The organism is Exiguobacterium sp. (assembly GCF_020832205.1).
Taxonomy (GTDB): Bacteria; Bacillota; Bacilli; order Exiguobacteriales; family Exiguobacteriaceae; genus Exiguobacterium.
Window position 1 is genome coordinate 183,957 of sequence record NZ_JAFIFD010000013.1, and the last position, 9,017, is coordinate 192,973.

The 9,017-nt window shown below is 53.7% G+C and carries 9 protein-coding genes, 2 rRNA genes and 1 riboswitch; all 11 genes read right to left on the bottom strand.

The annotated features are described in order from the left end of the window. Positions 1–7 precede the first annotated feature (7 nt). A complete protein-coding gene (gene purF, locus JJU47_RS03085; RefSeq protein ID WP_228616092.1) occupies positions 8–1,417 on the bottom strand; it encodes an amidophosphoribosyltransferase in 1,410 nt (469 codons plus the stop codon). Beyond that, on the bottom strand, positions 1,393–3,612 hold the full coding sequence (gene purL / locus JJU47_RS03090; protein ID WP_228616094.1) for a phosphoribosylformylglycinamidine synthase subunit PurL: 2,220 nt from the start codon (positions 3,610–3,612) through the stop codon (positions 1,393–1,395). Before purL ends, purF begins: the two co-directional genes overlap by 25 nt. Beyond that, entirely contained in the window at positions 3,596–4,276 is a 681-nt protein-coding gene (gene purQ / locus JJU47_RS03095) for a phosphoribosylformylglycinamidine synthase subunit PurQ (RefSeq protein ID WP_228616096.1), read from the bottom strand. Before purQ ends, purL begins: the two co-directional genes overlap by 17 nt. Next, the gene (gene purS, locus JJU47_RS03100) at positions 4,273–4,515 is read right to left on the bottom strand and encodes a phosphoribosylformylglycinamidine synthase subunit PurS (protein ID WP_228616098.1); all 243 of its coding nucleotides are present in this window, start codon (positions 4,513–4,515) and stop codon (positions 4,273–4,275) included. Before purS ends, purQ begins: the two co-directional genes overlap by 4 nt. Beyond that, positions 4,512–5,216 (bottom strand): phosphoribosylaminoimidazolesuccinocarboxamide synthase, encoded by a 705-nt coding sequence (purC, locus tag JJU47_RS03105; RefSeq protein ID WP_228616100.1) that lies wholly within the window; start codon positions 5,214–5,216, stop codon positions 4,512–4,514. The genes purS and purC overlap by 4 nt, the downstream gene beginning before the upstream one ends. 49 nt (positions 5,217–5,265) lie before the next feature. Continuing rightward, the gene (gene purB, locus JJU47_RS03110) at positions 5,266–6,558 is read right to left on the bottom strand and encodes an adenylosuccinate lyase (RefSeq protein ID WP_228616102.1); all 1,293 of its coding nucleotides are present in this window, start codon (positions 6,556–6,558) and stop codon (positions 5,266–5,268) included. Continuing rightward, a complete protein-coding gene (purK, locus tag JJU47_RS03115; protein WP_228616104.1) occupies positions 6,555–7,649 on the bottom strand; it encodes a 5-(carboxyamino)imidazole ribonucleotide synthase in 1,095 nt (364 codons plus the stop codon). The genes purB and purK overlap by 4 nt, the downstream gene beginning before the upstream one ends. Next, complete coding sequence (gene purE, locus JJU47_RS03120; RefSeq protein ID WP_228616117.1) at positions 7,649–8,113, bottom strand: 5-(carboxyamino)imidazole ribonucleotide mutase; 465 nt, start codon at positions 8,111–8,113, stop codon at positions 7,649–7,651. Before purE ends, purK begins: the two co-directional genes overlap by 1 nt. A 91-nt stretch (positions 8,114–8,204) precedes the next feature. Then, positions 8,205–8,306, bottom strand: a riboswitch (purine riboswitch). A gap of 142 nt (positions 8,307–8,448) precedes the next feature. After that, positions 8,449–8,640 carry an NETI motif-containing protein gene (locus JJU47_RS03125; protein WP_228616107.1) on the bottom strand — a complete coding sequence of 64 codons (192 nt, stop codon included), beginning with the start codon at positions 8,638–8,640 and terminating at the stop codon, positions 8,449–8,451. A 78-nt stretch (positions 8,641–8,718) separates the two neighbouring features. Then, positions 8,719–8,834 (bottom strand): 5S ribosomal RNA (gene rrf, locus JJU47_RS03130). Between the two features lie 55 nt (positions 8,835–8,889). Beyond that, positions 8,890–9,017: ribosomal RNA gene (locus JJU47_RS03135) — 23S ribosomal RNA — on the bottom strand; the annotation flags it as partial.

Sequence of the window (9,017 nt, forward strand, 5' to 3'; positions counted from 1 at the left end):
GTCCCCCTCAAGCTTTTGTCTCTGTCACAAGTTCCGCCAGTTCTGTCGGATAAAGTCCGGTGAAGCAAGCGGCGCACTGCCCGCGCAAGTTCCCTTCGAACGGTCGGTCGATCGCCTCGACCGTACCTTCTAACGAGAGAAATGCAAGTGAGTCGGCCCCAATCTCTTCTTTGATCTCTTTGATGGATTTGGTGGCCGCAATCAACTCTTCCTTTGATGACGTATCGATGCCGTAATAACACGGATGCTTGATTGGAGGTGACGTGATCCGTACGTGCACTTCTGTCGCCCCGGCTTCTCGAAGCATCTTCACGATTCGTCGGCTCGTCGTGCCGCGGACGATGGAATCATCGACCATGATCACGCGTTTACCGTTCACGACGCCTCGGAGCGCCGATAGTTTCATTTTGACGCCTCGTTCACGGAGCTCTTGCGACGGTTGGATGAACGTCCGCCCGACGTAACGGTTTTTGATGAGCCCCATCTCATACGGGATTCCGCTCGCCTCGGCATAGCCGATCGCTGCCGAGATGCTAGAGTCTGGGACTCCGGTCACGACGTCCGCCTCGACAGGCGCCTCGTCGAACATCTTTTTCCCCATCGCTTTACGTGCCGTATGAACGTTGACCCCGTCGATAATCGAGTCCGGTCGTGAGAAATAAATGTACTCCATCGAACACATCGCCCGGACCGCGGCTTCACTGTAACGCTCGGATGTGATCCCGTCCGTTGTGATCATAAGCAGTTCTCCTGGCTCGACGTCACGCACGTACGTCGCCCCCACGACGTCGAACGCACACGTCTCTGAGGCGAACACATACGCCCCGTCCTCGGTCTGTCCGAGCGAGAGCGGTCGAAGTCCATGGACGTCGACTGCGACGTAAAGGGCGTCTTCCGTCAAGAAGAGGAAAGCGAACGCCCCGACGAGGCGGGCCAAGCTGTCCGAGATTCGTTCTTTGAGTGACGTGCCCCGGCTCCGTTTGATCAAGTGGGCGACGACTTCCGTATCGGACGTCGTTTGAAAGATCGCCCCTTCCGCCTCGAGCATATGTTTCAACTCGTTGGCATTGACGAGATTGCCGTTATGCGCCATCGCCAAGTCACCCGTGAGCGATTTGAAATGGAGCGGTTGGACGTTCTCGAGCGTATTGCCGCCCGCCGTCGAGTATCGGACGTGTCCGATGGCATGATGTCCAGTGAGCGCATCGAGTGACGGCTCATCGAACACTTCGGCCACGAGACCGAGACCGCGCTTCGCATTCAAGCGCTCGCCGTCGGCTGTGACGATGCCCGTCCCTTCTTGGCCGCGGTGTTGCAGACTATGGAGGCCGTAATAGGCGAGATGAGACGCGTCGATGTGTCCGTAGACGCCGAACACACCGCACTCCTCATTCATGCCTCGGATGTCATATAACATGGAATAGCTCCTTCCCATACACGTTCAAGCTCGGTGACATTCATTTCAATGAGACGATCGCTCGCCCGGATTGTGAGAAGCGACGTGTCGGTCACATGCCCGATTTGTGTCGCATTCGTCAGCTTGGCGAACGCCTCCGCCTGTGCCGGTGGGACGGTGACGAGGAAGCGTGACTGGGACTCACTGAACAGTGTCGTCACGAGATCCGTATCGACCGTGACGTCTAAACCGAAGCCAGTCCCGAACACGAGTTCAGGGAGTGCTGCGGCGAGCCCGCCTTCCGACACGTCGTGGGCGGCCGTGACGAGCCCTGCACGAATGGCCGAAAGGAGCGCTTGCTGATTCGTACGTTCTGTCGCCAAATCGAGCGTCGGTGCGTGCCCGCTCACTTTCCCGTCTTGCAGCATTTGGAGGGCGCTCCCGCCGAACTCACGTTTCGTCTCACCGAGCAAGAAGACGACGTCGTCTGCTGTCTTGGCGAATGAAGTCGTGATATGTTCCGGCTTTTCGATCAAACCGACCATGCCGACGACCGGTGTCGGATAGATGGCCGTGCCGTTCGATTCGTTGTAAAGTGAGACGTTCCCGCCGATGACCGGTGTGTCGAGCGTCCGGCACGCCTCGGCCATGCCTTCGACGGCTTGATCGAGTTGCCAGAACCCTTCCGGTTTATCCGGGCTTCCGAAGTTCAAGCAGTCGGTCAACGCAAGCGGTTCGGCTCCGCTCGCGACGATGTTGCGCGCCGCCTCGGCGACCGCGATCGCACCGCCGACACGCGGATCGAGGTAGACGTATTTCGCGTTACAATCCGTCGTCATCGCAAGTGACTTGTCGGTGTCACGAATCCGGATGACGGCTGCGTCGCTACCAGGTGCGACGACGGTCGACGTTTGGACCATATGGTCGTATTGCTCATACACCCAACGTTTCGAGGCGATCGTCGGCATGGCGAGGACGTCTTTCCACGTCGCGAGCACATCCGTCACGACCGGTTGCACCGGCGCCATCGCTTGGAACGTTTCGTAATAAGCCGGAACTTTTGACGGCTTATGGTAGACAGGTGCGTCTTCAGCGAGCGCATCGACCGGTACTTCGGCCGCAACTTCGCCGTGATGGACGAGACGGAGCACTTTCTCTTCGATGACTTCGCCGACTTTGATCGCATGAAGTCCCCACTTCGTGACGATCGCTTCGATTTCGTCTTCGTGTCCTGCTTTGACGACGAGGAGCATACGCTCTTGTGACTCCGACAACATCATCTCGTAAGGTGTCATTCCTGACTCACGTTGCGGGACGAGGTCGAGGTTCATCTCGATGCCCATGCCTGCTTTTGATGCCATCTCAGCCGAAGACGAGGTGAGACCGGCCGCTCCCATGTCTTGGATGCCGACTAGGGCCGGATGCTTGATGACCTCGAGGCACGCCTCGATCAGCAATTTCTCCATGAACGGATCGCCGACTTGGACCGCGGGACGCTTCTCGTCTGCGTCTTCCCCGAGTTCTTCAGAAGCGAACGTCGCCCCGTGAATGCCGTCGCGTCCTGTCGTGGCCCCGACGTACATGACCGAATTGCCGACACCTTCCGCGATTCCTTTTTGAATGTCTTCGTGGCGGATGAGCCCGACACACATCGCGTTGACGAGCGGGTTACCCGAATAGGCTGGATCGAATGCGACTTCCCCGCCGACTGTCGGGATGCCGACACAGTTGCCGTACCCGGCGATCCCAGAGACGACATGTCCGAATAAATGTTTCACACGTGATTCGTTCAAATCTCCGAAGCGGAGCGAGTTGAGCAGAGCGACGGGACGCGCGCCCATCGAGAAGATGTCGCGAATGATGCCGCCGACCCCTGTCGCCGCTCCTTGGTACGGTTCGATCGCTGACGGATGGTTATGGCTCTCGATCTTGAAAGCGACCGCTTGGCCGTCACCGATGTCGACGATTCCTGCTCCTTCACCAGGTCCTTGGAGGACGTGTTTCCCGGTCGTCGGGAATTTACGGAGCACAGGCTTCGAGTTTTTGTACGAACAGTGTTCTGACCACATGACCGAGAACAAGCCGATCTCTGTATAGTTCGGGTCGCGGCCCAAGAGTGAGACGACGAGTCCGTATTCGTCGTCTGTGAGCCCCATCGTCGCGTAAAGTCGTTGTTCCCGGATGTGTGTCGCAGTCGGTTCAGTTGTAACTAGCATGTCGTGTCCCCCATTTCACCATCGAAGTGAATAATCGTTTTCCGTCTTCTCCACCTAAGAGTGCCTCGACCGCCCGTTCCGGGTGCGGCATCATGCCGAGCACGTTGCCTTGTGCGTTCGTGATACCCGCAATGTTGGCGACCGATCCGTTCGGGTTGTCCGTATACGTGAAGGCGATTTGTCCGTTTGTGCGAAGCGTCTCGAGCGTCTCGTCATCACAGTAGTAATTGCCTTCCCCGTGTGCGATTGGGACCCGAATCGTTTCTCCGACCGTATAATCGTTCGTGAACATCGTCTCGTTGTTTTCGACTTTCAACTCGATCGTCTTACACATGAACTTCAAGTCACGATTTCGCATCAACACACCTGGCAATAACCCCGTCTCGACGAGTACTTGAAATCCGTTGCATATACCGAGCACCGGGCGCCCTTCTTCGGCGAACCGTTTGACTTCGTTCATGATCGGTGAGAATTGAGCGATGGCCCCGCATCGTAAGTAGTCTCCGTACGAGAACCCTCCTGGCAACAAGACGCCGTCATATCCGTCAAGTGACGTCTCGGTATGGAACACGTATGCTGCTTCTTCGCCAATCACGTCTTTGACCGCATGGTACATGTCAAGGTCGCAGTTCGATCCTGGGAAGACGATGACCGCAAACTTCATGCGAGTACCCCCATCTCGATCTCGTAGTTCTCAATGACCGTGTTGACGAGCAACTTCTCACACATCTCTTTGACCATCGCTTCGGTCGTCTCATCCGCGACTTGGAGTTCGATCACTTTTCCGATTCGCACCGATTCAACGCCTGTGAAACCGAGATGGTCGAGCCCGCCTTTGACAGCGACGCCTTGTGGGTCGAGCACACTTTCACGTAATGTCACGTACACGTTCACTTTTTTCATTGGTCCATTCCCCCTATGCGTGTTAACAGCTGGCCATACGTCTCGGTCAGTGAACCGAGGTCTCTACGGAATACATCTTTGTCGAGTTTTTGCTTCGTCTCTTTGTCCCAGAGCCGGCACGTGTCCGGCGAGATCTCATCGGCGAGGATGATCGTCCCGTCGACTTTGCCGAACTCGAGTTTGAAGTCGATCAGATCGATGCCATGGTCCCCGAAAAATTCGAGCAAGACGTCATTCACCCAAAGTCCGAGTTGTCGCAATGTTTCGACTTCTTTATGTGTGGCGACTTGCAGTAAGCGGATATGGTCTTCAGTAAGAAGCGGATCTCCGAGTGCGTCATCTTTATAATAAAATTCAACGATTGGGGCAAGGAGCGGCGTCCCTTCTTCCCAGCCGAGGCGTTTCGCGAGACTGCCGGCAGCGACGTTCCGGATGACGACTTCGAGCGGGATGATGTCGACGCGGCGGACGAGTTGTTCGCGGTCTGACAGTTTCTCGATAAAGTGTGTCGGAATCTTATTGTCGTGCATCAGTTTGAACAGCCGAGTCGTGATGGCGTTGTTCAATACACCTTTGCCGTCAATCGACTGTTTCTTTTCCCCGTTGAATGCTGTCGCGTCGTCCTTGTAATAGACGCGGAGCACACCCGGTTCTTCTGTTTCATATAACGCTTTCGCCTTGCCTTCGTAGATTGCTTCCATCTGTATCCGTTCCCCCTTAAAGTGAGAGGGGCATGACGCCCCTCAACGATTACAAACCACAGCGTTCAAAGATTGTGTCGACGCGACGTACATGATAGCGCGGGTCGAACAAGTCATCGAGTTCGTCACTCGTGAAGAGTGCGCCCATCTCAGCATCTTGTTCAATCAACGTCCGGAACATCGTCTCTTCTTCCCACGCTTGCATCGCTTTCGGTTGGACCGCATCATAGGCGGCTTCCCGTGACCATCCTTTTTCAATCAAGGCGAGCAAGATGCGTTGTGAGAAAATGATGCCGAACGTCCGATCCATGTTGCGGCGCATATTGTCCGGGAACACCGTCAAGTTTTTCACAATGTTGCCGAACCGGTTGAGCATATAGTTTAGAAGACCGGTCGCATCCGGCAAGATGATGCGTTCTGCCGACGAGTGCGAGATATCGCGTTCGTGCCAAAGCGGAACGTTCTCGTACGCTGTCATCATATGTCCACGGATGACGCGGGCGAGACCTGTCATGTTTTCCGAGCCGATCGGATTGCGTTTATGCGGCATCGCCGATGAACCTTTTTGTCCTTTGGCGAAAAACTCTTCCACTTCTCGCGTCTCTGTCTTTTGAAGGCCGCGAATCTCGGTTGCCATCTTCTCGATTGACGTGGCGATCAACGCGAGCGTCGACATGTACTCGGCGTGGCGGTCACGCTGTAACGTCTGCGTCGAGATCGGAGCGGCTTGAATGCCTAACTTGTCACACACGTACGATTCGATGAACGGGTCGATATTGGCGAACGTGCCGACGGCTCCACTCATCTTCCCGAATTCGATCGTCTCGCGTGCTGCCATGAAGCGTTTCTTGTTGCGTTTCATTTCTTCATACCAGAGGGCAAGTTTCAATCCGAACGTCGTCGGTTCGGCGTGGACACCGTGTGTGCGACCCATCATGATGTCGTATTTATGTGCTTTCGCCTTCTCCGCGAGAATGTCGATGAAGCGGTCCAAATCGGCCTCTAAAATGTCGTTTGCTTGCTTGATCAAGTAAGACAGTGCCGTGTCGACGACATCCGTCGACGTCAAACCGTAGTGGACCCATTTCTTTTCTTCGCCAAGCGTCTCTGAGACGGCTCGCGTGAACGCAATGACGTCATGACGTGTCTCTTGTTCAATTTCAAGGATACGGTCGACATTGAATGAGGCGTTGTCCCATAACACTTGGACGTCCTCTTTCGGGATGACACCTAGCTCACTCCAGGCTTCACATGCATAAAGCTCCACCTTGAGCCAAGCATCAAACTTGTTCTCGTCCGTCCAAATCGCCGCCATCTCAGGGCGGGTATAGCGTGAAATCATAAAACAGTCTCCTTCCAAATTGCCAATTGTTCGATGGTATGAAGCGCCTCCTCGACGGAATGGCCGAGCACGTTCAAGTGTCCCATCTTCCGTCCCGGTTTGGCTTCATCTTTTCCATACAGATGTAGTTTAACATTCGATGGTAAGTTCTGTGGCTTCAACTCTTCCATCTGTTCACCGAGCAGGTTGACCATGACAACAGGCGTGTGGAGCGTCGTGCGTCCAAGTGACATCCCGGTGATTGCGCGGATATGCTGTTCGAACTGTGACGTCTCACATGCATCCATCGTATAGTGGCCAGAATTGTGAGGTCGTGGTGCCAATTCATTTATATAGAGTGAGCCGTCTTCCATGACGAAGAGTTCGACTGCGAGCGTCCCGACGAGCCCGATGTAATCCGCAAGTTGCAAGGCAACGTGCCGTGCGTCTTCTGAGACGTCCTCTGAAACACGTGCCGGAACGATGGATACGTGAAGGATGTTATTCCGATGAATGTTTTCACTGATCGGGAACGTCGTCGTCTCACGCAAACCTCTCGTCACGATGACCGAAATTTCTTTCTTAAAAGGAAGCCACGCTTCAGCGACGTATTCATCTTCTTTAAACTGATCGACGAATGCGTGTACGTCTTGCTCGGTCCGAAGTACGGTTTGACCTTTTCCGTCATAACCGAAGCGGCACGTCTTGATGACTAGAGGAAGTCCTAGTAAATCTTGAGCCCGAAACACATCTCGCACTGACCGGACCGGCACGTAAGGCGCGACGCGCAATCCTGCTGCCTCGATCATCTGCTTCTCAAGCAAGCGGTGCTGAGTTGCTTTTAAGACATCCATTCCTTGCGGACATTTTTCATGAATCGCTTCAATCATGGCAGTGTCGATATTCTCAAACTCATACGTGATGACGTCTGAACGCGTTGCGAGTTGTTTGGCAGCCTCGATGTCGTCAAAACTTGCCACGATACTCGGGGCGACTTGAGCGGCAGGTGCATTCGGGTTTGGATCGAGACTGAGCGTCTCATAACCCATCGCACTCGCGCTAAGCGACATCATCCGACCGAGTTGTCCCCCACCTAATATCCCGATCCGCATCAGACGAGTTCCTCCGTTCCTCGTAGCGCCATATCTCGTTTAGCTTGACGATACGCTTCTAGACGCTCCGTCACTTCTACCGACTCAAGGCTAAGGATTTGAGTCGCGAGGAGCGCTGCATTCATAGCACCTGCTTTCCCGATTGCCACCGTGGCAACGGGAACACCAGCCGGCATCTGGACGATGGAAAGCAGTGAATCAAGTCCGTTCAATGCTTTTGATTGAACAGGTACGCCGATAACGGGTAATGTCGTTTTTGCAGCCACCATTCCAGGAAGGTGAGCCGCACCGCCTGCACCTGCAATGATGACATGAATGCCACGCTCTCTAGCGTTTTCTGCATATTCGAACATGACATCCGGCGTTCGGTGCGCCGATACGACTTGTTTCTCATATGGGATATGGAGTTCATCAAGTACGGCACATGTGTGTTTCATCGTATCCCAGTCAGACGAACTGCCCATGATTACACCAACTGTCTTCACGTCAACGTCCCCCTTAAAATAAAGAAATCCCTAAACCGGTTCATCAGTTTAGGGTATAGAGCACGACAAAAAAATGTCGACTATACCCCATAGTCTGATCAGAATCGGTGATCAGGTAGAAACTTGCAAGCCATTTCCTTGCGATTATATGGAGCGATATTTGATTTTCTTAACTCACACGCCTATCGTACCTTGTTCTTTGAAAACATGTCAACAAACTGCGAACATTTTAATTGTCTGAATATTTATCGTTCGCTTTTAGAACGGTTTGCGAAAAAGAAAAAAAGCCGCCCTGTTTAAAGGACGGCTTGGCATTATGGATTGAGAGGAACGCACTCAAATAAAATCGATTGATGGGAATGTACAGGTTCGTCTTTGTTTCCCGTTTTTTCAAAGACTGGCTTTTCAATCCTACGTACCGGGCGATATCCCATTTGAGCAATTCGGTCTAAACACTCACCGACTGTCTCGTTTGGCTCGACGTATACTTTGATTTTTTTGGCCATCTGTTCTTCCTCTCTTTCATTTGAATCACGATATAAAAAAGCGGCGGCCCTTGAGCGAATGCTCCAGAACCACCGTTTGCCTGGCGACGTCCTATCCTCACAGGGGGAGACCCCCAACTACTTTCGGCGCTGAAGCGCTTAACTTCCGTGTTCGGCATGGGAACGGGTGTGGCCGCTTCGCTATCGCCACCAGACATATTCAGGGCTTGTTCCCTGAAAACTGAAGATTCATCAATACAAACCATAGACTAGATCAAAGCCTCGACCGATTAGTATCATTCAGCTCCACGTGTCACCACGCTTCCACCCATGACCTATCTACCTCATCGTCTCTGAGGGGTCTTTCTTGATTGCTCAAAGGGAAATCTCATCTCGGA